Source organism: Lysinibacillus sp. NPDC097214 (assembly GCF_050277945.1).
GTDB lineage: Bacteria > Bacillota > Bacilli > Bacillales_A > Planococcaceae > Lysinibacillus > Lysinibacillus xylanilyticus_B.
In genome coordinates this window covers 59,250-81,933 of the sequence record NZ_JBNNSS010000002.1, presented here as the reverse complement: position 1 = coordinate 81,933, position 22,684 = coordinate 59,250, and the positions used below count along the sequence as shown (strand labels likewise).

The window sequence follows — 22,684 nt, the reverse complement described above, 5'->3', positions numbered from 1 at the left end:
ATATTTAAATTGGTTTTACTTCAATTTGATCAACCATGAATTCGTTCTTAGCACTATCAAATTTGTATGTGATAAAGAAATCAGCTACAAATGTTTGAGACACTCGCCCATCAAGTTTTGGGAATGCACTTGCAGCAAGGTGTAATTTTATTTTTTGGTTTTCTAAATAATAAATAGTGATGGCACCAAAACCAAGTTCATCCTTCTCTAACTCTAGTTTTGGTTCTGGATTGGCATCATAATCAACGTTAAATTCTTTTCCCTGAGCTTTAACGGCAATCCCTAATGTACCATCATCTTTTTTAACAACTTTTGATTCAATATGGTTAGCAACAATTTCCTCATATTCGGGAACTTTTATTTCAGTAAAGTCCTTGTTCACAACATGAATATTATAATTATCTAACTCTGTTCCTTTACCCGTATGAATGATAATGACGGCTTCTTCATTTCCGTCCCCCGTAACATCCGTATAAAACACTTGTGGTGGGTTCAATACACCAGAATTATCGAACGACCAATTAAAATCCTTTTCTTTACCATTAAAATCTAGTTTTACGCCATTTGTTGCTTCATATAGTTTTATTTCTTTATTCTCAGAAGTTCCAATTAATTTTGCATCCTGCTGTGTAGTTACCTGTTCACTGGGCGTCTCCCCTGAACCTTGTTCTTGAGTAGTATCCTCCTTGTTATCTGGACTACACCCTGAAAACATAACAGCACTCAACAATAACAACGTACCCATTTCTTTTTTCAATCTCTATTGGCTCCTCTCTTACTACCTGAAAACATAAAACATCCTGCAACTAGAAAAAATCCCTATGCTTTCGGTATGAACAAAATATATTCCTTTAAAAACATTATATAGTAATTATTTCAATTTACTAGAAAGAGGATACATAGAAAAATAAATACTTCACTAACGGAGCAGTTCATTTTTCTTAGAGTTGATTTTTCTGTTGGATATTTATGTTCAAATCGTTTTAAAGATTGTGAAGAAATGTTCTTGAACAAACGAAGCAGTTTAATGCAAGATGGATAGAAGGGAAATACGTGCATTAAAACGCACCTTGACTCTATGAGGGAGAGTGATGATATTGAAAAAAATTAGTTTGATTTTGTCCTTTATGTTTTTATCAATTGGTTTATTTGGTTGCCAACAAAACAATGACAAGAATGGTGATAGTGAAACGCTTAATACCGAAAACTTGGGAACGAAAGCGGAAGTCACTGAGGGAGAATTTGTTTATAGACTTGTAACAGAAAAAGCTGAGTACGATGAGAATGAACCTATAAAAATATATGCCGAACTAGAATACATAGGTGATAAAGAAAAGATTGAAATATCTCATGCAGCTTCGCCATTTTATTTTCCAATGTTGGAGACGACACGAAATTACGAAATAGGTTACGCTATGGACCAACCAGCAATACGTACCGTTATTCTTAAGGGAGAACCACTTCGTACACAATATAGGGGGAGTGGCGGTTACGGTTCAGAGGACAAAAAAGAATACATAGAGTTTATGAAGCGAATTATGAATCAGGAATTTCCAATGGGACATTATGTTGTAAATGGCAATGTATACTTTAATGTTATAGTTAACGAGGAAACGGAAAAAAAGAAAGAATATAAACTAAAGGCACAAGTAGAATTTAAGGTCAACAATAGTAATTAAACTATAGACTTTTTTCATTAACGAGTGCGTTAATAAGATGATTGAGTTGCATAGGCAGCTCTTTTTTCTTTATTCAACTATCGGAACAGAAATCAACCACTCGTTTCGCCGAAGAGCCTACACCCCGATATTATTGGCAAAATAGGGTTATCAACAACATGAAAAACAGCTGAATGCAACTGAACTGTTCAGCTGTTTTTTGAGTATGTAAGATAGAGAAGAATTTTTATTAAATCCAATACAATATCCTAAATGTATTCATTTATTTGTTTGATAAGTTTTAACGGCAGGAGGAACATAGGCTGCACATTTATCTAATAATGCCATAACGTCTTTATCTACAAGTAGTGCATTTCGATATTGGGCTTGTAAAAATTGTTCATTTTGCATATGGTCAAATAACCCAATGAGTAAATCATAATAATGATTGATATTTAAAATACCACAAGGCTTTTGCAGAAGGCCGATTTGATTCCAAGTGAATACTTCAAAAAACTCTTCTAATGTACCAGGTCCTCCAGGTAAAGCAATAAAGCCGTCAGCTAGTTCCATCATTTTGCTTTTGCGTTCATGCATAGAATTAACGACAATTAGCTCTGTTAAATGCTTATGTGAAATTTCACGTTCCTCTAATAACGTCGGAATAACTCCAATGACCTTGCCACCTTCACGAAGAACCGTGTCTGCTACTGTTCCCATCACACCGACACTCGCTCCGCCATAAATTAAGGTAATATTACGTTTCGCTAATTCTTTTCCTAGAAGAATAGCGCCTTCTTTATATGCCTCAGAAGCACCGATGCTTGATCCGCAAAATACTGCAATACTATCCATAATGGTTCCTCCGTATCTAATAAGTTTTTTCCGCAATAACGGTTAGTGAACACTAATAAGAAGCGAGGGATAAAAAACCTCATCGATTCACGTTTCACTTTTATAGTATAATTTATTTTTAAGAGGAAAGAAATGGAGGAAGAAGAAATGGAATTAAATGAGTTTCAAAAATGGTTGAAGGATTACTATGATACACGTGGTTGGTCTGATTTAAGTATTTTTACGCGTATTGGCTTTCTAGCTGAAGAAACTGGAGAAGTAGCAAGAGCTATACGAGCGTTGGAAATCGGTAGGGATCGACCAGATGAAAAGATTCAATCCTATGAAGAAAATAAGCAAGAATTAGTAGAGGAGCTTGGAGATGTTATAGGGAATATTATAGTTATAGCTAATAAATATGATATTTCACTTGAAGAAATTTTTTCAGCTCATCAGGAAAAGCTAATGGAGCGTTATAAAGCATAGAAATACATATGGAAAGGGGATTCATATGGATTATCAAGTAGAGATTTTATTGGAAAAACACGATGAATTTACTACGTTTCTAAATACAAAGCTTAAAGAGTACAACGATGAACATTCGCCGTACCATAAAGAAAGTAGACAAAAGGGTACTATTCTTCCGTTAAATTTGATCGTTACTGATTGCCAACAGCAATGGATTGGTGGCATCACAGCTGAAGTGTATTGGGGATGGGTAGAAATCAATAAGTTTTGGTTTAGTCAAGAATTTCGTGGAAAAGGCATCGGGGGACAGCTATTGACAAAAGCAGAAGAAACAGCCAAGCAAATGGGTGCTACGAAGGCATTATTAACTACATATGACTTCCAAGCACGTACGTTTTATGAAGCGAGAGGTTATCAGGTTGTAGGAGAAATAAAAGATTATCCGCCGGGCAGTAGCTATTTTACAATGGTAAAAAAACTGGTATAAGTTTAGAAAGGCTGTCTATTATCTCTTTGCGACAGCCTGCTTTTCCCTCCTTACATATCCACGAATTTCGAATCCCTAATATTAACTGAACAACTAACCACTCAATAACTTTCTCCGAGTTCCTGCAACTACCTCAGACTTGCCACACATGCTCTTCTAAATTAGAGCACTGTTCGAAAAAATATATAGCTGAAAGATGACTAAAAATACTCTCCAATGTCAAACTTATAATAAAGGGGAGATTTAGTGTGTACTCGATATCAAACTTTAAATTACTCGTGGAAAAGCAAGCTGAAATTGATACCATTCATCAAAATTGTGATAATTTAATGCAGACAACTGTAACACCTAAAATGGATGCGGAAGTCAATACATTGTTAGATGCCATTAATAAAAAATTAACCGAACAAGGCTTTACCATTACTATGACATCTACTGGACTAATCGCAAATTATAATGAAGCAGTTATTAATGTTGACAAGCATTCGAAAGATTTGGAAGAGTGCTTTTTCATTAATTTAAATAGTTATGCGGAGGATCAAGTTTCCATTGTTTTAGACGTTTCCGATACAATGATGCCAAAGATCTCAAATAACATAGATGGCTATTCTGAGATTATTGAGCAAATGACTGATACATTAAAGTACGCAAAAAGTCTCGAAAAAGCTTGTACTTCACCAACGTTTATTTATAAAACTCAAAGCAATATTATTTTTCATTCGGCTGAAGAAGTAGTCAATCATTATTTTCAGTAAATAAGAAGCCACCCTAATAGATATATAGGGTGGCCAGTAAAGGAAGTGCTATTGATTTAGTTATTCCCGCTATAATAGTTTAATCAATAAATTTTCTTCCGAATATGAACAGTATCATCGTTAAGCTGAAAAAATATAGTGGCATCATCATCAAAGAACCATTATGCAGGAAACTCATACCTGACGTTATGAAGCTTACGAGTAAGTAATAGCCTAAGCTGAAAATCGCGCCAGCTGTCCCGATTACGTCCTGAAAGTTGACAAGCGCAAGGCTTAAGCAATTAGGTAGAGCTATTCCTGATCCTAATAACGTAATAAAAATGGTCGCTAATATTCCCATTAGTAAGACGATAGTAGGCAATGGTAAAATACTAACGATTAGTAGTAATAAAGCACCGACCGTCATGACAAAACAACCGAGATGAATAACTTTTTCCGGCTGATATTTGCTGACCAATCTTTTGGAAATCATGGCACCAATAATAGAGGCAAGAGCCACGATTATGCCAAGGAATCCATAAAGTCCTGGAGATAAATTAAAGTGGTCAATAAAGATAAAAGGAGCTTCAGCATAGTAACTGAATAACACACCATTTATCCCACCAATTAGCAATCCAAAGACAAGAACTCTTGGAGATGAAATCATTCGCTTTACAACTGGAAAAATAGTTATTCTTTTTCTCGTTGATTTATCTGTTGTTTCAGGAAGTCTGAAAAAAGCGTAGATAAACAACAAAATACTCATCACAACGAGCACAAAGAAAACAGCTCTAAAACCAAGTGCTTGATCGACCCAGCCACCAATCAGCGGCCCTACAGCAGGAGTAAACGCAATGACTGCAGAAATTTGTGCAAACATCGCATGTCTTTTACTGCCGGATACACTTTCTCGCAAAATGGTTTGCGTAATAATGGAGCCTGTCGCTGCCCCAAAAGCTTGAATGAATCTACTTACTAATAGAAAAGTGATCGTTTCTGCGTAAAAACACATGAAACTTCCAATACCATAAAAAATTAAACCGCCTAGCATGGCCGGTCTTCGTCCAATAAAATCAGAAAGCCATCCCCAACAAAAGACACCGATAGCAAACCCTATAAAATAAATACTTAAAGTTAACTGTACAGAGCGATTTGAAGCATTTAATGCATCTGAAATATCAGGTAAAGATGGTGTATAGATTGTCTCGCTAATCTGTGGAAAAGCTACAAGAACAATCATTAATAATAAAGATGGTGCTACATGTTTTTTCAACTTATTGCCCTCCTACAAGCAAAATCTACTTCTTTAGAAAAGAGTAGACGTAGCTAGGGAAACGGCGGGACCATTATAAGTATTCGTTCGTAAGATGTCATTTTCAATCACCTAAATATGCTTAAAGTAGGAGTGCATAGTCTAGGTTCTATTATATAGATATTTTTTATTTTTAAAAGGTATATATAGAAATAATAACAATATTTAGGTTCTTCACATACCGTGTGGTTGATTTCCGTTCCGGCTGGGCGCTTTGTTTGATGCTGTCGCTACGCTTTCGCACAAATAAAACAGTTGCTGCCGCTTCGCTTTCACACAGAATAAAGCTTCCTGGACCTTTTTCAAATTATAACGTTTAAAAATGTTATCACTAACTTTCAATGATGAATCTAAATTTTTGAAAAATTTAAACTTGTGCATAAAAGGGTATACATATAAAATAGAAACAAACGTTCTTGGTTGGGAGAGGGAAAAATGACTACATTTAATCAATTACAGTTAGTAGTATTCGAAGAAAATGATATTCCAGGATTAATTGCACTATCTGACTCTGTCGGGTGGGATTACGATGAATTTGAAATTAGAACAGTGATGAAGTCTGGCGAAATATTTGGGCATAAAAATGCTGAGGGAGAAATTGTTTCAAGTGCGGCCATTATCATATATGATTCAAATGTAGCTTCTATAGGCATGGTTATTGTGCATGAAAATTACAGAGGGCTTGGCCTTGGGAAATTAGCAACTCAAAAATGTATTGAAAGTGTTTCAGAACTTACGGCAGTTATGCTCGTCGCAACGGAAGAGGGTGAACCGTTATATAAGAAAATGGGCTTTGCCACTGTTGATTATGTACATAAATATCTGAATAGCAACTATTTCAGTGACAAAAACCTAGCTTCTAACAAGTATACGATTGAAGATTTTTATGAGCACAATTTTGCCGATATTGTCAGCTTAGATGCAGCAGCCTTTGGAGTTAAAAGAAGTAATTTTCTACAGAATAGAATAAAACAATCGAAGCAATGTATCGTTGTGAAAGATTCTCATGGGAAAATTATAGGCTTTGGATTGTCCATTTTAGGACCACTCAATCTAATTTTAGGCCCTATTATTGCGCCTGATTCTCTAACAGCTAGTCTCATCATTAATACTTTAGCGAAGGATCATATTGGAAAATTAAGAATTGATGTACCATCCGGTCATGCTGAATTTATAAAATGGTTAGAGCAAAGTGGTTTTACAGAGGCAAAAAAACCTCCAGTGATGATTTTGCATGCTAAAAAAATGCCGACTAGAAATGCTACACTATTTGCTATAGCTGCACAAATTTTTGGATAAAACATATAAACAAAGTGAGCACACGTTTTATTGGGTGTGCTTTTTTGTATTAAAGGATTTTAACGGAAGTGTGGAGAATAAATGTAATTAAAGGGGGAGAAGTATTTGTTTCCAATTTTAGAGACCGAAAGACTTATTTTAAGAGAGCTGACGCAGGATGATGCGCAAAGCCTTTTCAATTGCTTTTCTAATGAAGAAGTCACACGCTATTACGGACAAGAACCATTTATAGCGTTACAGCAAGCAGAAGGTTTAGTGGACTTATTTTCAAAGAACTTTGCTGCAAAAAGAGGAATACGATGGGGCATTGAAAGGAAGGGAGAAAAGGGTATAGTCGGGACAATTGGTTTTCATGCCTGGTCGCCTATACATAGACGAGCAGAAATCGGTTATGAAATTCATCCTGATTATTGGCGAAAAGGCTATACGCAAGAAGCGGTTACCGAAATTGTGTCGTATGGCTTTCAGCAAATGGGGCTAACTCGTATAGGTGCTGTTGTATTTATAGAAAATGAAGCTTCTAATAAGCTACTAACCAAAATAGGATTTCATCAGGAAGGGATTCTTAGAGATTATATGTATCAAAATGGGCAGGCACACGATACATTTGTCTATTCTATTTTAAACAATAGATAAGGAATTACTTACTCCCTTATTAACGGCCAGTAATACTCCTACCTTAGAAATTAGAAAAATAAGGAAGTTTGGTGAGAGCTAAACTTCTCGTAAAAGGCCGATTCATTCAACTAATAATCAGTGGGGATGAAGAAAACCCCGCTGATTAAAGTTTCACTTTATTGATAATAAATCTTTTAACCTATGTAAATATGTTTTTAGTATCGGTATATCTTTTATTGGATAATAAATGATAACTAAGGTATGGTTTTGTGCTTACTTTTTTCGGTTATAGTGCTAGTAAAGGCATCGTTTTATTAGTAGTGAAAAAGTAACAGTAAGGGGCTTTGATAGAATGGAGATACAATATAGCGCAGCTTATTTTGAAAAGTTGGATTTACTTGAAATTCTATATGCAGGGCAGGCAGCGTTAAAAGAAGCTCTACCCACGCACAATGTCAGTAAAAGTCATTTGGAACGCTTTGAACAAATAGAAGCAGCCATTACCAAGCTAAACAAGGAAATTCGAATACTTGAGCTAAACATTATCCAGTCCGTAAAATAAACAAAATAAAAAAACTCATGCAAAAAGTAATGATCATTGCATGAGTTTTTTGTTGGAATATTGGCTTTTTTTACAGGAGTAAGGATTCACTCATTGTCTAATTACTTTTGTGTTTATCCTTCAATGTTTCATGCCAGATATCCTAGTTATGTTAGTCTCCCTGTCTTGTAAAGTGAAACGAGTAGGATACTAGTCTCTTTACCAAAAGGTGTTTTCAGAAAAGAGGGGAATTTAATTTTCTTATAAAATTAAGATTTTTGTAAAAAATAGGTAAGGGGAAAGACGCTTTTAATAGATAGAATAAAAGCAGTAGAACAGAAGGGAATTGGGACTATTGGGGTTGGTATTAATACAATAAATGTTAAAACTAATTCTGGGGATTTTACTGTTAAATGAGACTCTGTAGCTATACTTTTTGTAAAAAATATAAAATTATATTAAAGAAATATAAAGGTAAAAATCCGTACAGACTCCCGAGACTGACGCTTGGTTTTTACACAAAAAACAAATTGTGTGTGCAACAAAGAGTACGAGCCTAAGCAGGGAAAGTTAGCGAAACGGATTTTTACCATATACGATTAGACACCCCTTTTTGGGGCTTCATCTTATAACGAGCAATATGATCAATCTTAAACTTCTTCCTCTTCCATAACAGAAGGTATTCCTTCAGATGAACCGCCTTCTACATAGGAACTACGTTTTACTACAGATAGAAGTAATACTACAATACTTACAACAGCAATCCAGCATAATGTAACTGCTGCTGTGCCCCAAAGTTCTCCGTTAAAGAAAAGAATCTCCTTTAATCCTTCAAACATAAAGCGGAACGGTAACCATGGATAGATCCAATCAGCGTAAAAGCTTGGCATCATTTCTGGTGCGATTTGTAGAAGAGGTAAACCAAAGAACATTAATAGCACAAAAATCGGTAAACTTGCAAATTGAATCCATGTAGTGATCGCTAGTATTAATAAAATAAATGTAGTAAAAGTCAGTGATAAAAATAGAGCAACATGGGTAAAATTTGAAAACTCATATTCCAGCATCCAAGTGGTGTACCAAGTTAATAAATATCCTCCAAATAAACCAATGATAATGGCCATTAGAGCCTGGAATCCACGGAATTTCATTTGTTCCAATGCAGAATTAAACTTACGATTTCTTCCAGTGAACCACAACAGAATAGCACTGACTAAACTACTGATCCAAATCGGCTGGAAGAATGATAGCGGTGCATTGCCTAATTTACCGGTTTCATGTACAGTGACTATTTCGTTTTGGATAGGCGTTGAATAAGTACGTGCTTGATTAGCATTTAACGCCATATTATTTTTTTCAGAAACAGCTAATAATTGGGCACTGACATTGGCATTCATTTTTTCGACCATTGTTGATAAAGCCTGAGTAACCATAGTTGCAACGTTTGCATTTTTTCCTTGGTTTATATAAATTTTTAACATTGCTGATGTAGGTGTTGGTGTTTGAAATGAAGCATACTTTTCAGAAAAATCTTTAGGGATATAAATAGCTCCATATAATTCTTGATTCGCTAATTTTTCTTTCATGTCTTGTTCATTTTTTAATACTACCCATTTAAAGGGAACTTCCTTTGTTGCTTGTGCATTTTTTTGAATCATCTCGACAAACGTTTGCCCCATGTTACCCTCATCCTCAAGAACAAGACCGATTGGAAGATTTTTAGGGGATGAATGGGCTCCAGGAATTTGTGTTGCTACAAAAATGAAGGATAATAAGAGTACAGCAATAAAGGCTACACCGAAAAACTTATTTTCTTTCATAATAATTCTCCTTTCAGATAATGTACATCGTGTTGATTATTTCTTAGCTTGATTATATACTCTAAAAAAATAACTTCCTATAATCAAAAGCTGCAAAAGTGTTCAATACTCAACAAATAAAAAAATGTGTTCAATAAAAGGAAGGAATGATTTCATGACAAAAACGGACCGACGAATTATACGAACGAAAAATGACATTAAACAAGCATTTTTTTCTTTACTTTCTGAAAAGAATTTTGAAGCAATCACGGTTCGGGATATTACGGAGCGTGCCAATATTAATCGTGGAACTTTTTATCTACACTACGTAGATAAATACAATTTATTAGAACAGTACGAGAACGAAATTTTTGAAAAATTCAATGTCATTTTAGATGAAGGTGCACGGTTAGATTTGAATATCAATCAGTTTAAACATAAACGATTGCCTATAATGATCCAAATTTTACAAGTGTTTTATGAAGAAGCTGATTTCCTAAAATTAATATTAGGTCCACATGGTGATCCATTTTTCCATGAAAAAATGAGACAGTTTTTCGTGAGATACTTCAATACTTATCTAGTTAATCGTATTGATAAAAGTAAATGGAGGTTTCCAATTGAATTAATATTAGCGTATAACTCAAATGCCCTTTTAGGGGTTATTACGTACTGGCTGCAACACGATATGCAACAATCTCCAGAGGAAATTGCTACTATGTTGGTAGAAACAATGATAAACGGACCTTTTGAAGCTAGTGGATTACGTTCAATTATTGAAAAAGATAGCGAGTAGGAGTAGACAAATAAGTGCTTTGAGGAGGAAGAAGGAGTCGCAAAATGAGTTGAATAAACAAAGAGTATTAGATAATTAAATTAAAATTACACATAAAGAGAATTTTGTGGGTGATATTATAATGAAAACAAAAAGAGTTGGTGTTTTACTTTATGATTTTGTAGATGTTTTAGATTTTTTACGGCCCTGCAGAAGTACTATCACTTACAACTAAGAATAAAGTAGAGAAAGCACTTACTCTTTACAAAGAAGAATTATTACCTACGAAATCATTTGAAGTGCTTACTATTTCTGAACTGGGAAGCAAATTAAAACGCATTCAGGGATACAAGTAGTACCTGATTTTAGTTTTGACAATTGTCCTGATTTAGATATTCTAATCATTCCAGGAGGGCCTTTAAGAGCTGTACAAACGATGATTAAAAACAAAAACATCCAAGAGTGGATTATCAAACATAAAAATAGTGAATACATATGCTCAGTTTGTACGGGTGCGTATATTTTAGGGCAAACTGGATTGTTAAAAGGAAAAAAAGCAACTACTCATCATTTAGCATTGAAAAATTTACAAGAAAAATATCCTGAGATTCAAGTAGTATTGGGAAGCAAAGTTATACATGATGATAACCTCATAACTTCAGGCGGGGTTTCATCGGGTATTAAAATGGCGTTATATATTGTTGAGCAAATTATGGGGGAATCCGTAGCGAAGCGGACAGCTGAAACGATCGAATTTTCACAATAATGATTTCAATCACTGTTAATTTCTGATAACAATAACTTATGGTAATTTATAATTAACATTAATTTTACTTATGTGTAGAGAAATTGTAAAATAGTGTTAGCAAGATTATCCAGAAAGATTGGTATTAAAAACAGAAAAGAGTGATGAAGATGGGAATTGATTTTCACAATAAGGACAATCAAACTACTTATACAACTCGGGATGCTGACCACTCATGGATTGCAACAATGAAAGAACTTGTCCCTATCACGAGTATTGCTAGGGCTGCGGATATTGGCTGTGGCGGAGGAATTTACGCTAAAGCATTAGCCGATATGGGCGTAAATTCTGTGATCGGTGTGGATTTTTCACAGACAATGCTCGTTGGGGCAAAAGAAAACTGTAAACAATATCATCATATAACTTTCAAGCAAGGAAATGCATTGGCGACAGGCTTAGACGATGACAGCTTTCAGTTAGTGCTGGAACGAGCTTTAATTCATCACATCCAAGATGTAAAGGCTTGTTTTCAAGAGGCATATAGGATTTTGGAGGATAAAGGGGTCTATATTATCCAAGACCGGACTCCTGAGGATTGTCTACTAAAAGGGGATGACTGCCATATTAGAGGCTATTTCTTTGAACGGTTTCCAAAATTAAAGGAACAAGAAATTAAACGCAGACATAGTAGTGATTTAGTAGTTGAGACCCTTAAGGAAATTGGTTTTAGTGAGATTACAGAAGTGAAATTATTGGAAACAAGAAATGTGTATGAACAGAAAGAGCAATTGTTAAACGATTTACGGCAAAGAACAGGTAGAAGTATTTTACACGAGTTAGACGTAGAAGAATTAAGTGAATTAGTGAATTATATTGATAAGTCCATTTCAACTAAGAGTTCTATTGTGGAAAAGGATAGATGGACCATTTGGAAAGCTGTAAAGTGATAAATAAGGGTTCTTTATCAATGTAGAGAGGTGTTATCCGTCAGTTTAGTAATTCAATCCGTCAGTAGGGCTCTACTATTCGTCGGTTCGACCTTCATATCCGTCATTTCAATAAAATGAAGCTCTCGTGCGCTATTCAAACGAGAGCTTTTAACTTCTTTCAGCAGGTGTTCAAACACCCACTGTAATAGAGGAACTCAGTCTAAGAACGCCACGTCCTGTGGCAATGACTGAGTGACCAACATCACGTTGGCCCTAAGCCGATTCCGGACGCAATTAGGCATAATTGATCTATTTATTTACCTACTAATGCGACTAGGTATTTATCTCGATCCGCTTCCTCCAGCATTTTATTATCGACTAGCATTGCACCGTATCTCACATTTGTCATATCCCGATCAACTAAAAATTGAACATTCACTTTTTCAGTTTTATTATTGACAGGACAATCTCCTTTAAATTCTACAACGTCCTGTCCTTTTTGAGTTTCAAAATACACCCAATATGGATTTTTACAAACGTTGGAAAAGCCAGATTCTAACGTTTTATTACTATTTTCGAATGAATAGTTTTTAACATATGTAATATATTCATTATCTGTAATGTCCTTTTGTGGACCGTAAAAATACCAGAATACCCCTAAAATCCCGATTGGCACAATCCATAGAATGTTCCTTTTGCTTAATTTCCCCATATTTGCAAGCCCCCTTTATGAGAATATTTTATCATCTTTACGCTTATTTTTGCTAGCTTACAATAATATTTTCTAGTCTAAGATTTAATATTGTAGAAAACGCCATTTCGACGGAAGTTTGTGATGAATGGTTTTTTTATTTCTAAATATTGAAGGAAACTATGAGGCTTATAATGACGTCATTTATGAACGTAAGTAAGTATTCAACTAGATTTATGTGATTTATGTGCAATGTTGAACATTGAGTTCCTGAAAAGACATTACTTGTTACATGTCAAAATGAATTGGAGAACTTTATTTACTAAGAAATTAAAAGTAAGGAGATTTACAAAATGAATTATGGACTATTTCAATGGATTAATGATATAGCGGGTCGCTATCCTTTTCTGGATAAAGGGATGATTTTCATCACTGATAGCGTTCCTTATGTCGTAATCGTATTCATGTTATTTTTATGGTTTACTGCAAACAAAGAAAAAAGGGTAGAAAAACAATATACTGCTTTATACATTGTCTTTACATGTTTACTAGGATTGGGTTTAAATGCACTTATTCACATGGTCTACTATCATCCACGACCATTTATCACATATAGTGTTCATCAATTAGTACCACATGCTAATGATTCTTCGTTTGTAAGTGATCATTCAGTATTAGTATTCGCCGTAGCATGTACGTTGCTTTTACGAAAAGACTCGTGGAAGTATCCTGTATTGATATGGGCGATTCTAGTAGGTATTTCTCGTATCTATGTCGGTGTACATTATCCAGCGGACGTGATTGGCGGAGCCCTTCTGTCATTTGGGGCAAGTTTAGTTATTATCAAGTTTTCTGAAAAATTGGAGCCGGTCGTACAAATCCTATTTAATATCTATAATAGACTAACGAAACGAATCCCTTTTTTAGCAAAATTCAGCCATTAAAATCTACGTCAGGGAAATTAATAAAGCAAAGCAAAGAGTCACATTTTTATGTGGCTCTTTGTTTTGTTAAGGAAAGAATATATAGATTAATAATTTGTAATAACGAACTGCACTTTACATTTATTTGCTTATATGTTAGATTACTCAATATTGAATTTAGCAAAAGGAGGTGTAAGCAATGTTAACTGTTTTTAGAATTCTATTCGGTAAAAACGTGAAAATTGGTGATGATTTAGCGCACAAAGGGAGTAGTCTGTCCTTTTTTAAGCTATACAATCATACAAAAACAGTTATCGGCGCTTTCACTCTATGGCAAATAAATGACAAAGCAATGACTTAAGTCGTTGTTCATTTATTTGAGCATATTTTATTTAAAGTTTAGCACCGGTAATTTAGCGGTGCTTTTTTGCGTTTGTTTTTAAGGGATAGACAACTCCTTTCTATTTACTCCTATAAAAATAGAGAGTTTTATGGAAGGATGAGAGAGATGCAATTAAAACTAAACAATAAGTATAGAAGAATGAAAGATTTTTTAAAGGAACACAATTATCGTGATTTTAGAATGAAGCAACTATTGAATGCTATTTTTAAAGAAAGAATAAATAATTTCAACGAAATGAATGTACTTCCAAAATCGTTAAGAGAAATTTTAGTAAAGGAATTTGGAGAGTCTATTTTAGATGTTGTTCCTTTAAAGGAACAGCATTCTGAGCAAGTTACTAAAGTCTTGTTTGAAATTCCAGGAAATGAAAAAATAGAAACGGTCAACATGAAATATAAAGCTGGGTGGGAATCGTTTTGTATATCTTCTCAGTGCGGATGTAATTTTGGATGTAAATTTTGCGCAACAGGTGACATTGGATTAAAAAGAAATTTGACTTCAGATGAAATAACTGACCAAATCCTCCATTTTTACTTACTAGGTCACTCCATTGATAGTATTTCTTTTATGGGAATGGGTGAAGCGTTAGCCAATGTACAAGTTTTTGATGCCTTAGATGTACTTACTGATTCTACATTGTTTGCTTTAAGCCCTCGTAGGATATCTATTTCAACTATTGGTATTATCCCAAGTATAAAAAAAATGACGCTGAATTATCCGCAAGTTAATTTGACGTTTTCGTTACATTCGCCTTTTAATGAACAACGGAGTAAGTTAATGCCGATTAATGATAAATATCCATTATTAGATGTAATGGACACATTAGATGAGCATATACGAATAACATCAAGAAAAGTATATATTGCTTATATTTTGTTACCTGGTGTGAATGATTCTAATGACCATGCGAAAGAAGTAGTAAGTTTATTAAAAGGTCGATTTAAAGAAGGGCGTTTATATCATGTAAATTTAATCAGATATAACCCAACCGTCAGTTCTCCTTTACAATTTGGAGAAGTTGATGAAGATCATGTTGTGAATTTTTACAAAAATTTAAAATCATCCGGTATTAATGTAACGATTAGAAGTCAATTTGGCATTGATATCGATGCTGCTTGTGGTCAGTTGTATGGTAATTACCAAAAGAGCAACAAGCAGTAATTTTAAATGAAAATGATACTGAATTGTATTTCATAAAAAAATTTGGTAAAATGAAAATACAAATTATGAGAGGACTGATGAATGGACGATGATTAACTAAACTATATTTTTATTTGAAATGAACAACTTCAAACTTCAAATTACAAAATATAGGATTAGTCTGTCCATTTTTATAAATCAGTTTACGTTTTATTTGTCATGGTTCCGATGGCAAAAAAGAACACTTATTTAATATAAGTGAAAGACTAATCCTTCCAATTAACAAATTGGGAGGATTTTTTATGCTCTCATAAATAATCTGATCAGAAAAGGGGAGAGAGAAATGGGCGATTCAGATACTATTGTTACGCATGTAATGCTCCGTACAAGTCGTTAATATCCGTCAAACTTATACGGAGAAATTTAGAATGGATGGATATACCGACTTTGTATAAAAAGTAAAAAGTATAGCTATACAAAGGAGGAATTATCATGTCAATGATACAAGTTCAAAATTTAACTTTTTCTTATCCAAGCAGCTTTGACAATATTTTTGAAAATGTAAACTTTCAAATAGATACGGATTGGAAACTTGGATTTATCGGTAGAAATGGACGAGGAAAAACAACATTCTTTAATTTATTATTAGGGAATTATGAGTATAGTGGGAAAATCAATTCTTCAGTAGAATTTAATTATTTCCCTTATCCAGTTTCGGATAAAAATAAATATACGCATGAAATCATGGAAGAAATTTGCCCCCAAGCAGAAGATTGGGAAATTCTTCGTGAAATATCCTATCTAGACGTTGATGCCGAGGCTATGTATCGACCTTTTAAAACATTATCAAATGGAGAACAGACAAAGGTGTTGCTTGCTGCACTATTTTTGACTGAAGGTCAATTTTTATTAATTGATGAGCCAACTAACCATCTAGACACGGAAGCTCGAAAGATGGTCTCTGAATATTTAAGAAAGAAAAAAGGGTTTATTTTAATTTCACATGACCGAAACTTTTTAGATGGATGTGTTGACCATATCTTATCTATAAATAGGGCAAATATTGAAGTTCAGAGTGGTAACTATTCTTCTTGGAAGATGAATTTTGATCGACAGCAAGAACACGAAGAGGCAACTAATGAGCGTCTACAAAAAGACATAGGGCGATTAAAACAGTCTTCAAAGCGTACATCAGGTTGGTCTAATCAAGTGGAAGCTTCCAAAAATGGAACAACGAATTCAGGCTCTAAGTTAGACAAAGGTTTTGTAGGACATAAAGCAGCGAAGATGATGAAGAGAGCAAAGAACATTGAATCAAGGCAGCAAAAAGCTATTGAAGAGAAGTCAAAACTGCTAAAAAATGTGGAAAAAACCGAGTCATTAAAATTAGAGTCACTGTCGTTTCATGCAAATGAATTGATTGTTTTGGCCGATGTGTCTGTTCAGTACAATGACCAAATAGTGAATAAGCCAATTAGCTTTAAACTTGAACAAGGTGACCGAATTGTACTTGATGGAAAGAATGGAAGCGGAAAAAGTAGTATCCTCAAACTCATTCAAGGAGATCCGATACAGCATACAGGCTCTATGTATGTAGGTTCAGGTCTCATTATTTCCTATGTCCAACAAGATACTTCTCATTTGAAGGGAATGTTATCGGGCTTTATTGAAGAGCATGGAATTGATGAAACGTTATTTAAATCTATCCTACGTAAGATGGACTTTGACCGAATTCAATTTGAGAAAGATATATCTCATTATTCTGGTGGACAAAAGAAAAAGCTACTTATAGCCAAAAGTTTATGTGAAAAAGCGCATATCTATATTTGGGATGAACCGTTGAATTTTATTGATATTTATTCGCGCATGCAGATTGAAGAGCTTATTAAAAAATTTAATCCCACAATGGTGTTTGTTGAGCATGATCAAGCATTTCAACAAACAATTGCAACAAAAACGATAACTCTGTAAAAATGATCAAACTATTATATCCCGCTTTAACGGGCAGTAATACATCCACCTCAAAATTCGGCAAAAGCAAAAAAGTTAGGTGGGAGATAAACTGCCCGTAAAAGCCCTATTCGTTCAACTAATAATCAGTGGGGGATGAAGAAAACCCCCCACTAATTAAAGTTTCACTTTATGAAAGTTAAAACCTTTTAAAGAAGAATCCATTTTGATCAATCTTTTTTCAAAATGGATTCTTTTATTTATTGTCAAATATCGGTTTATTCACATATGAAATGACAGAGATATATGATACTTAACGTTTGTCCAAGCTCAGTATTAGGGTGGGGTAGTAATGTATACGATGTAATATTGGGACACTTGAAAAAGAGTGTTTTATGTACAGGTATTTTTAAAATTCAAGATACAGGGACAAGGGGACAATGCGCCCCAAGAGTCGTTTTTTGGTCATTTAAAAGATGAAAAGTAGACTATCGATCTTGTAAAACATTAAAAGAGCTTAAGTCAAAAATAAATCATTAAATGGTTTACTATAACAATTATCGGTATCAGTGGAACTTAAAAAAGATGACCCCTATTCAATATAGGGATCACCTTCTGGTTGCTTAATCTCTTTTTTTATTGTGTCCTTGACGTAGGTGCCATTTTAACAAGTTGTTTTTCTTTTGCTTTTGCATTTAAAGGGCTTATAGTGTTACTCATTTTTCTATTTACCTCGATATACGTAATGCTGTGTGGCATTTCCTGCATTAAACTGCTCAGTAATATATTGTACTGCCTCTTGTAGAGCTAATTTACTGTTACAAGTGAAAACATCTATTGCAGCATAGCCGTACTCTGGCCACGTATGAATCGTCAAATGTGATTCTTGAATAATGACGACACCGCTAACCCCGTAAGGTGAAAAATGATGGAAATTTTCTGTTACAATCGTTGCCTTTGCTTTGTGGGCAGCTTGACACATAATTGTTTTAATTTTTTGTAAGTCATTAAGTAATGCAACATCGCAATCATGCAACTCTAATAAAATATGATGGCCTAATGCATGCTGATCCTGCATTTTTTGTACTGTTCTCTTTATTTGTAAAAACTTTTTATTTTTGCAGCTAGGACAACCACGGGATTGAAGCTGAGTAATCGTAGTGTACTGATTGTCAGCACCTACTGTAAGTGAGTGTTTACAATGAATACACTGATAAACGACTGATTTTCGCTCAACTTCTCCAGTGTAAATAGGGCGCGTAAATTTACGCTGATTAGGAATGTGGGAAATCATTTGTTCAGTTGTTTGTAATACGATAAACTGACTTGTAGCGCCTAAAATCTGCGCACCTTCATAGGTGTTTATGTCGTATTTAATACTATTGATCACGAAGCCCATAGCTTGTAAGCTTTGCTGTAGCTCCCGCTGCTTTTGATAGCTACGTTTAGCATAGGAAAAAAACACATGCCGCATTGCTTCTGGCTTTAGCGCATTAATTGCACGTGATAAAAAGAGCTGTGCACCAATCAAGGTATATGGCGTATCTGTGTATACGCAATCAAACTGATGGGCGTATGTTTTAGGCAAAGGCTCCTGAACGTTATAATAATCTGCTTTAATCGGAAGCTCGTAGTCTTTAGCTATGTTACTAATTGTACTTAAAACTCGTCTATCAATATCTAATACAACGATTTTAGTTGCAGAATGTGGAGCGATTTTCTTTAGTAAAAATGCTAATGCAATACTAATAAAATCATCGTCGCCTAAACATAAAATGCGCTTATTGAGTAGCATCGTATAGTCTAGTGCGAGCAATGCACGTTTTAATGCTGTATCAACCGTACATTTGGCTTGATCTATTGCTACGTCAGCTGTAGGTCTAGCATCATAAATAGTGCTTAACTCGCTAATATTTTGTGCAATCCATTCTGTACGAAATGTATCATCTGTCGTTAATTGAAAATAAAGATTAGCATTAGCATCTGAGAGTTGAAAATATTGTGAGATAGCTAGCTGGCCCTTTTTCGTTAAGCTATGTTTACCCCATCCTTGCTTGGAAAATTCTTTCTTCATTGCAGAAACGATAGGTATTGGTAAGTCTGTCATATAAGCTAAAGATTTGGTTGTACAATTTTTATGGAAATATAATGCGAGTAAAGCCTTTTCTAATGTGTGATAATTTTCTTCAAGCAGCATATTAGCTGTAATTTGTTGTAATTGTTTTTGCATTGTAGATTCGTCCTCTCAATTTTGAATAGAAAAAATTGAAATTATCTAAATCAACAAATAGAAAAAGCGCGACTAAAATTAGTCGCGCTAAAATGTTTATACGAAGCTAACTAATTCTAATCTTGCTATTTTTTGCACAACAAATAACACCTGATTAGGTGGTTTGTTCAACAAAATTAAGCTATAAAGTTGATTTAGATTAGAATTCTACATTTAACAAAAAGTTCACCCTTTAATAAAATAGTATTTTTACTATACAATAGAAATAGAAATTTAACAAGTTTTAGAAATTTTGCTTAACATTGTAATTTAATAGGAAAGGATTTAGATGATATAAAGGTTACATCCATGGTGTGGCTTTTTATTATGTCTTGAGATGTTAATTCAAGTAAGACGGTTATTAGCACCGGTTAATGGGAACTGTCGGTTTTCCATTAATGATTGTGTCTTCAGTGATTTTAGGTAATTTGGGATTAGCAACTGCTTCATAGGTTATTTGTTTAACATATGCCATTCGCTTAATTGGTGTAGGAATGGTATAAATGTCTCTACAAACAAACGCACTGAATGCACTAAAACCAGATGAAGTGTCCAAGTCTTATTGTTACGTTGATATCGAATCGTACAGAATTTCATGGTAAGGGAATGCTGGAAGAGTATAAAACTGAGATGATAGGTATGAATGCTGATGCGATTCAAAAGCTGAAAGGAACAATTTCGATTGATGCATTTATTGCTGGTAACAATGATATATTCATATTTTCAATTGTGAATGCAGTGATAGAGTTAGGATTAGGTTTATGCTTAAAAAGTAAAAAGAAGATGGAAGTATCAAAATAAACCTTTAAGCAAGTTTTAGTATAATTAACAATTATTATTATTAATATTCTTGATTCAAAAAATGATTCTTGTTACTATTTTTATTACAAAAAAAACGTTTCGCTATATGGAAACGGCTTTAACTTTATTTATTGTAGCGTATAAAACACTGAATGGCGGAGAAATTGAGAGTAAAACAGTCTGTGAAATAAATACTAACTGTTAAAAAAGCTATATTTTACAGCAAATATGTGTAAAAGGGGGATTAGTCGGCTAAAATTTGGTGGACTTTGAAAAATTGAAGGCATCATTCTTTATAAAAAGGAGACCGTGCATGGAAATCTTAATATCGATATTAATGCTACTTGTATTATTATTAGTGACAAATGTTCTAGCACATTATATTTCTTTCATTCCGATTGCTCTAATTCAAATTGCAGTTGGAGTTATTGTTGCTTTAGTAGCAAAAAATTTCACCATTGAGATTGAGTCAGAATGGTTTTTGCTATTGTTTATTGCACCGTTGCTTTATTATGATGGGGCACATTTTCCTCGTGAACAATTATGGAAAATGCGATTACCGATTTTAGGAAACGCTATTGTATTAGTATTATTAACGACTATTGTTGGTGGTCTTTTTGTTCACTGGATGATTCCATCGATTCCTTTAGCGGCTGCCTTTGCTTTAATGGCTATTTTATCGCCTACTGACCCAGTGGCCGTAAATGGTATTGCCAAACGAGTTCATATTCCAGATCGTATTATGAATTTAGTTCGCGGGGAATCTTTAATCAATGATGCATCCGGGTTAATCGCGTTTAAATATGCAGTTGCGGCGATTGTAACAGGTTATTTTTCATTGAAATCAGCAACAAATGACTTTATTTACATGTTTTTTATAGGTGCATTTATCGGGATATTTGGTGCATTAGTATTATTTTGGATACGTCTTCGTCTCCGTCGTATAGGAATTGTGGATATAACATTTTACGTCTTGCTACAAGTTCTAACACCCTTTCTTTTATTTTTCATATCAGAAGAATTATTTCATGCTTCAGGTGTCATTGCAGTTGTAGCAGGAGGGATTGTTGCAACTATTATTAAAGAAAAAACGGAAAGTATCATTGCACAGGAACAAGTGGTAACGCAAAATGTTTGGTCTATCGTTACTTTTACATTAAATGGAGTTATTTTTATTTTACTAGGGTTGATGCTACCTTCTGCCACAAATTCTATACTCGCAAGTGAGGAAATACACAATAGTGTACTTATTTTATATGTACTAGCAATTGGTTTGATGGTGTTATTGATCCGCTTTATTTGGACGATGTTCTTTAATGTACTGGATAAAAAACTATCTAAAAGCGAAGAAGTAACAACAATCAAGGATCATATTGTGACAACACTTGTTGGGGTGCGTGGAACTATCACGATGGTAGGGATATTATCATTACCGCTATTAACAGATCGAGGAGAATTATTTCCTGAACGTCCATTACTCATCTTTTTAGCTGCTGGAGTTATATTATTCACTTTAGTAATGGCTACAATATTTTTACCTTTATTAAACACTCAAGAAACAGTCCAACAGTCTAATTTAATGGATGAGAAACGAAAAATGATCAAACATGCTATTCATAGTATTCAACTTGAAACGGATGAAAAAAATGCTCCTATAGCGCTAAGGTTAATGAATCAATATAACGCAATGTTATTGAATATTAAGCGAGAACAGTCTGAGGAGGCACTTCAAGCGTACAAGCAAAAAGTACTGGAAATTAGAAATATTGGGTTGGAACTAGAAATAATCTATACGAAACAATATATGGCTGATCATGGAATAAGTGGATCCATTCAACATGAAATCGAGTATAGTCTTAAAGAAAGAAAAGACTCGTTAAATAACCGTCCATTTACTTTATTAAAACGTCGTTTACGTTATTTTTTACGTGAAAGGAAGATGAGCAAACTACCTGCCAATGTTGTAGAACAAATTAATACTGTAAAAAAAGATTTAACAAATTATGTGTCATCATCAATTATCAAGCATGTTCAAGAAACGAATGAATTTTCTTTAGATATTGCGCAAAAAGTAGAGATGTATTATCGTCACTTACAATATTCATCTTATAAAATAGATCCTTCAATACAGGAAGAACAAAAGGAATACTTAGCTTTAATAGCAATTGAAGCACAAAGAAATCTTATAAATGAATGGTATCAAGCTGGTGATATAAATAATGAAGTAGCAAAAGAATTAAGAAGATTTGTAAATAATTTAGAAAGTGTTATTTTACTGGAAGAAGAAGAATAAATGGTGGCAGCCTAG

Annotated in this window: 22 protein-coding genes and 1 pseudogene; 17 read left to right on the top strand and 6 right to left on the bottom strand. The window is 34.1% G+C overall.

Annotation, left to right across the window (positions count from 1 at the left end; translation table 11 throughout):
* Window positions 1-4 precede the first annotated feature (4 nt).
* Window positions 5-757, bottom strand: a complete 753-nt coding sequence (locus ACQKMI_RS04200) for a hypothetical protein (RefSeq protein ID WP_427487440.1) — start codon at window positions 755-757, stop codon at window positions 5-7.
* A gap of 340 nt (window positions 758-1,097) precedes the next feature.
* Here ACQKMI_RS04200 and ACQKMI_RS04195 point away from each other — a divergent pair, with 340 nt between their 5' ends.
* On the top strand, window positions 1,098-1,679 hold the full coding sequence (locus ACQKMI_RS04195; protein WP_427487439.1) for a hypothetical protein: 582 nt from the start codon (window positions 1,098-1,100) through the stop codon (window positions 1,677-1,679).
* A gap of 258 nt (window positions 1,680-1,937) precedes the next feature.
* Here ACQKMI_RS04195 and ACQKMI_RS04190 read toward each other — a convergent pair whose 3' ends face one another.
* Window positions 1,938-2,513, bottom strand: a complete 576-nt coding sequence (locus ACQKMI_RS04190) for a TIGR00730 family Rossman fold protein (protein ID WP_427487438.1) — start codon at window positions 2,511-2,513, stop codon at window positions 1,938-1,940.
* A gap of 147 nt (window positions 2,514-2,660) precedes the next feature.
* Here ACQKMI_RS04190 and ACQKMI_RS04185 point away from each other — a divergent pair, with 147 nt between their 5' ends.
* From ACQKMI_RS04185 to ACQKMI_RS04175, 3 genes are all read left to right on the top strand, one after another.
* Window positions 2,661-2,978 carry a MazG nucleotide pyrophosphohydrolase domain-containing protein gene (locus ACQKMI_RS04185; RefSeq protein ID WP_427487961.1) on the top strand — a complete coding sequence of 106 codons (318 nt, stop codon included), beginning with the start codon at window positions 2,661-2,663 and terminating at the stop codon, window positions 2,976-2,978.
* Window positions 2,979-3,003: 25 nt separating this feature from the next.
* A complete protein-coding gene (locus ACQKMI_RS04180) occupies window positions 3,004-3,447 on the top strand; it encodes a GNAT family N-acetyltransferase (RefSeq protein WP_427487437.1) in 444 nt (147 codons plus the stop codon).
* Window positions 3,448-3,695: 248 nt separating this feature from the next.
* Window positions 3,696-4,202: a hypothetical protein gene (locus tag ACQKMI_RS04175; RefSeq protein ID WP_427487436.1), complete on the top strand. Its 507-nt coding sequence runs from the start codon at window positions 3,696-3,698 to the stop codon at window positions 4,200-4,202.
* A gap of 79 nt (window positions 4,203-4,281) precedes the next feature.
* Here the strand turns inward: ACQKMI_RS04175 and ACQKMI_RS04170 are convergent, their stop codons facing one another.
* A complete protein-coding gene (locus tag ACQKMI_RS04170) occupies window positions 4,282-5,454 on the bottom strand; it encodes a multidrug effflux MFS transporter (RefSeq protein WP_427487435.1) in 1,173 nt (390 codons plus the stop codon).
* Between the two features lie 474 nt (window positions 5,455-5,928).
* On the opposite strand from ACQKMI_RS04170, the gene ACQKMI_RS04165 reads away from it, so the two are divergent.
* The 3 genes from ACQKMI_RS04165 to ACQKMI_RS04155 all read left to right on the top strand — a co-directional run bounded on the left by ACQKMI_RS04165 (window position 5,929) and on the right by ACQKMI_RS04155 (window position 7,972).
* Window positions 5,929-6,792, top strand: coding sequence for a GNAT family N-acetyltransferase (locus tag ACQKMI_RS04165; RefSeq protein WP_427487434.1), 864 nt, complete (start codon window positions 5,929-5,931; stop codon window positions 6,790-6,792).
* A gap of 105 nt (window positions 6,793-6,897) precedes the next feature.
* The gene (locus ACQKMI_RS04160) at window positions 6,898-7,428 is read left to right on the top strand and encodes a GNAT family N-acetyltransferase (protein ID WP_427487433.1); all 531 of its coding nucleotides are present in this window, start codon (window positions 6,898-6,900) and stop codon (window positions 7,426-7,428) included.
* A 334-nt stretch (window positions 7,429-7,762) separates the two neighbouring features.
* A complete protein-coding gene (locus tag ACQKMI_RS04155) occupies window positions 7,763-7,972 on the top strand; it encodes a hypothetical protein (protein WP_323646167.1) in 210 nt (69 codons plus the stop codon).
* A gap of 629 nt (window positions 7,973-8,601) precedes the next feature.
* On the opposite strand, the gene ACQKMI_RS04150 is transcribed toward ACQKMI_RS04155, so the two are convergent.
* Window positions 8,602-9,771 carry a YhgE/Pip domain-containing protein gene (locus tag ACQKMI_RS04150; RefSeq protein WP_427487432.1) on the bottom strand — a complete coding sequence of 390 codons (1,170 nt, stop codon included), beginning with the start codon at window positions 9,769-9,771 and terminating at the stop codon, window positions 8,602-8,604.
* A 154-nt stretch (window positions 9,772-9,925) separates the two neighbouring features.
* Here ACQKMI_RS04150 and ACQKMI_RS04145 point away from each other — a divergent pair, with 154 nt between their 5' ends.
* From ACQKMI_RS04145 to ACQKMI_RS04135, 3 genes are all read left to right on the top strand, one after another.
* The gene (locus ACQKMI_RS04145) at window positions 9,926-10,546 is read left to right on the top strand and encodes a TetR/AcrR family transcriptional regulator (protein WP_427487431.1); all 621 of its coding nucleotides are present in this window, start codon (window positions 9,926-9,928) and stop codon (window positions 10,544-10,546) included.
* A 307-nt stretch (window positions 10,547-10,853) separates the two neighbouring features.
* Entirely contained in the window at window positions 10,854-11,291 is a 438-nt protein-coding gene (locus ACQKMI_RS04140) for a DJ-1/PfpI family protein (RefSeq protein ID WP_427487960.1), read from the top strand.
* 149 nt (window positions 11,292-11,440) lie between these two features.
* Window positions 11,441-12,217, top strand: a complete 777-nt coding sequence (locus ACQKMI_RS04135; protein ID WP_427487430.1) for a class I SAM-dependent methyltransferase — start codon at window positions 11,441-11,443, stop codon at window positions 12,215-12,217.
* Between the two features lie 295 nt (window positions 12,218-12,512).
* Here ACQKMI_RS04135 and ACQKMI_RS04130 read toward each other — a convergent pair whose 3' ends face one another.
* Window positions 12,513-12,911, bottom strand: coding sequence for a glucosamine 6-phosphate synthetase (locus tag ACQKMI_RS04130; protein WP_427487429.1), 399 nt, complete (start codon window positions 12,909-12,911; stop codon window positions 12,513-12,515).
* Between the two features lie 332 nt (window positions 12,912-13,243).
* Between ACQKMI_RS04130 and ACQKMI_RS04125 the strand changes: the two genes are divergently transcribed.
* From ACQKMI_RS04125 to ACQKMI_RS04105, 5 genes and pseudogenes are all read left to right on the top strand, one after another.
* The gene (locus ACQKMI_RS04125; protein ID WP_427487428.1) at window positions 13,244-13,834 is read left to right on the top strand and encodes an undecaprenyl-diphosphatase; all 591 of its coding nucleotides are present in this window, start codon (window positions 13,244-13,246) and stop codon (window positions 13,832-13,834) included.
* A gap of 178 nt (window positions 13,835-14,012) precedes the next feature.
* Complete coding sequence (locus tag ACQKMI_RS04120; protein WP_427487427.1) at window positions 14,013-14,174, top strand: hypothetical protein; 162 nt, start codon at window positions 14,013-14,015, stop codon at window positions 14,172-14,174.
* 147 nt (window positions 14,175-14,321) lie between these two features.
* A complete protein-coding gene (locus ACQKMI_RS04115; protein ID WP_427487426.1) occupies window positions 14,322-15,377 on the top strand; it encodes a Cfr family 23S rRNA (adenine(2503)-C(8))-methyltransferase in 1,056 nt (351 codons plus the stop codon).
* 471 nt (window positions 15,378-15,848) lie between these two features.
* Window positions 15,849-17,327, top strand: coding sequence for an Lsa family ABC-F type ribosomal protection protein (locus ACQKMI_RS04110; RefSeq protein WP_427487425.1), 1,479 nt, complete (start codon window positions 15,849-15,851; stop codon window positions 17,325-17,327).
* Window positions 17,328-17,742: 415 nt separating this feature from the next.
* Window positions 17,743-17,933, top strand: a pseudogene (locus tag ACQKMI_RS04105) (IS3 family transposase); the annotation flags it as partial.
* 97 nt (window positions 17,934-18,030) lie between these two features.
* Here ACQKMI_RS04105 and speD read toward each other — a convergent pair.
* On the bottom strand, window positions 18,031-19,536 hold the full coding sequence (gene speD, locus ACQKMI_RS04100; protein WP_427487424.1) for an adenosylmethionine decarboxylase: 1,506 nt from the start codon (window positions 19,534-19,536) through the stop codon (window positions 18,031-18,033).
* A 582-nt stretch (window positions 19,537-20,118) separates the two neighbouring features.
* On the opposite strand from speD, the gene ACQKMI_RS04095 reads away from it, so the two are divergent.
* Window positions 20,119-20,376: a hypothetical protein gene (locus ACQKMI_RS04095; protein WP_427487423.1), complete on the top strand. Its 258-nt coding sequence runs from the start codon at window positions 20,119-20,121 to the stop codon at window positions 20,374-20,376.
* Between the two features lie 313 nt (window positions 20,377-20,689).
* Window positions 20,690-22,669 carry a Na+/H+ antiporter gene (locus tag ACQKMI_RS04090; RefSeq protein ID WP_427487422.1) on the top strand — a complete coding sequence of 660 codons (1,980 nt, stop codon included), beginning with the start codon at window positions 20,690-20,692 and terminating at the stop codon, window positions 22,667-22,669.
* Window positions 22,670-22,684: the final 15 nt, after the last annotated feature.

Excerpts from the sequence above, each read along its gene's own strand:
- ACQKMI_RS04120 (WP_427487427.1), top strand. The coding sequence starts at position 14,013 with ATGTTAACTGTTTTTAGAATTCTATTCGGTAAAAACGTGAAAATTGGT.
- ACQKMI_RS04165 (WP_427487434.1), top strand. The coding sequence starts at position 5,929 with ATGACTACATTTAATCAATTACAGTTAGTAGTATTCGAAGAAAATGAT.
- ACQKMI_RS04185 (WP_427487961.1), top strand. The coding sequence starts at position 2,661 with ATGGAATTAAATGAGTTTCAAAAATGGTTGAAGGATTACTATGATACA.
- ACQKMI_RS04095 (WP_427487423.1), top strand. The coding sequence starts at position 20,119 with ATGAAGTGTCCAAGTCTTATTGTTACGTTGATATCGAATCGTACAGAA.
- ACQKMI_RS04110 (WP_427487425.1), top strand. The coding sequence starts at position 15,849 with ATGTCAATGATACAAGTTCAAAATTTAACTTTTTCTTATCCAAGCAGC.
- ACQKMI_RS04115 (WP_427487426.1), top strand. The coding sequence starts at position 14,322 with ATGCAATTAAAACTAAACAATAAGTATAGAAGAATGAAAGATTTTTTA.
- speD (WP_427487424.1), bottom strand. The coding sequence starts at position 19,536 with ATGCAAAAACAATTACAACAAATTACAGCTAATATGCTGCTTGAAGAA.
- ACQKMI_RS04135 (WP_427487430.1), top strand. The coding sequence starts at position 11,441 with ATGGGAATTGATTTTCACAATAAGGACAATCAAACTACTTATACAACT.
- ACQKMI_RS04155 (WP_323646167.1), top strand. The coding sequence starts at position 7,763 with ATGGAGATACAATATAGCGCAGCTTATTTTGAAAAGTTGGATTTACTT.
- ACQKMI_RS04125 (WP_427487428.1), top strand. The coding sequence starts at position 13,244 with ATGAATTATGGACTATTTCAATGGATTAATGATATAGCGGGTCGCTAT.
- ACQKMI_RS04145 (WP_427487431.1), top strand. The coding sequence starts at position 9,926 with ATGACAAAAACGGACCGACGAATTATACGAACGAAAAATGACATTAAA.
- ACQKMI_RS04090 (WP_427487422.1), top strand. The coding sequence starts at position 20,690 with ATGGAAATCTTAATATCGATATTAATGCTACTTGTATTATTATTAGTG.
- ACQKMI_RS04150 (WP_427487432.1), bottom strand. The coding sequence starts at position 9,771 with ATGAAAGAAAATAAGTTTTTCGGTGTAGCCTTTATTGCTGTACTCTTA.
- ACQKMI_RS04190 (WP_427487438.1), bottom strand. The coding sequence starts at position 2,513 with ATGGATAGTATTGCAGTATTTTGCGGATCAAGCATCGGTGCTTCTGAG.
- ACQKMI_RS04180 (WP_427487437.1), top strand. The coding sequence starts at position 3,004 with ATGGATTATCAAGTAGAGATTTTATTGGAAAAACACGATGAATTTACT.
- ACQKMI_RS04130 (WP_427487429.1), bottom strand. The coding sequence starts at position 12,911 with ATGGGGAAATTAAGCAAAAGGAACATTCTATGGATTGTGCCAATCGGG.